The organism is Halobacillus sp. BBL2006 (genome assembly GCF_000786645.1).
Taxonomy (GTDB): Bacteria; Bacillota; Bacilli; order Bacillales; family Halobacillaceae; genus Halobacillus.
Window position 1 is genome coordinate 1 of the sequence record NZ_JRNX01000706.1, and the last position, 1,333, is coordinate 1,333.

Annotated in this window: 1 protein-coding gene and 1 pseudogene; both read right to left on the bottom strand. The window is 41.4% G+C overall.

Going from position 1 to position 1,333, the window contains the following annotated elements; translation table 11 throughout:
• Positions 1-371 (bottom strand): annotated as a pseudogene (locus LD39_RS18590) (iron ABC transporter permease); the annotation flags it as partial.
• 178 nt (positions 372-549) lie between these two features.
• Positions 550-1,333 (bottom strand): Fe(3+) ABC transporter substrate-binding protein (locus LD39_RS18595; RefSeq protein WP_035551556.1); only part of this gene is annotated, 784 nt, incomplete at its 5' end.

The window sequence follows — 1,333 nt, forward strand, 5'->3', positions numbered from 1 at the left end:
GTCGTCTGAATGACGCCTGTATAATTCAAGATTCCATTATACGTATAGCCGGCAATATAGGGTGGAATGGCAAGGGGCAAAATCAGTGCCCACTTGAAAAAACGCTTCATCGGGAAATCGTAGGCTGAAACCAGCCACGCTAGACTTGTTCCAATCATAATCGTCAAAAAACCTGTAAAAATGATAAGCAAGCTTGTGTTCTTTAATAAATCAGGAAGAATGAATTCTTGAATATGACTCCAGTTTTCAGCTTTTTGAGTGAAAAAGTTTATAAGAATCGTCACATTAGGAAGTAAGATTAATATGACAATGATGAGACTGAGCAGGGACCATATGTTCATATATCCTGGTAGTTTGCGTATAAGCTTCAAGCGTGACACGTCCTTTAGTACATCTAAGTAAGCTCAATCTTCAATAAAAGAAGCCTGTCAGGTTCCTTTTATTCAACATTGACCATACACCAAAATGATAACAGTTCTCAGTAGAAATGTATATATACCAAGTGCCGTACCTTAAGGTGAAGGGTACGGCACTTAATATAGAGTGAAATTACTTCCAGCCTACTTCATTCATAATCTTCACAGCTTGATCATTGTTTTCGCCAAGCTCTGATAGATTAATGTCTTGTTCTTTGAACTCTCCCCAGCTTTTCAGCAATTCAGAAGGTTCAACATTCGGATTCACTGGATATTCGTAGTTTGCTTCAGCAAATTGTTTTTGCGCATCTTCTGTGGTTAGGAATTCTATTAATTTCTGTGCTTGTTCTTTGTTCTTGCTGCTGGCTGCCACGCCGGCTCCACTGATGTTAACGTGAGTACCTGTCGTATCCTGGTTAGGGAAGATGACTCCAAGCTGCTCGCCAACTTTTACTTCCTCAGGGTCTTCAGAGTTTAATAATTTACCGAGGTAGTATGTGTTCATTACTGCCACGTCACCTTCACCGGCAACTACAGCTTTCGCCTGGTCACGGTCTCCGCCTTTTGGTTCGCGGGCCATATTATCTACAATACCCTGCGCCCATTCCTTAGCTGTCTCTTCACCCTCTAAAGCAATCATAGAAGCGAGAAGGGATTGGTTATAGATGTTTGAAGAAGAACGGATTAACACTTTGTCTTTGAATTCATCCTTTGTTAAGTCCATGTACGTTTGAATATCTTCGGGATTTACTCGTTCTTTGTGATAAGCAATAATACGCGCACGTTTTGTGAGCCCGAACCATTGGCCTTCTTCATCACGAAGTTTTTCAGGAACGTTAGCATCTAAAACTGCGCTGTCCACTTTTTGTAAAAGGTCTTGAGATTTTGCGCGGTGCAGACGACCAGCGTCCGCTGTA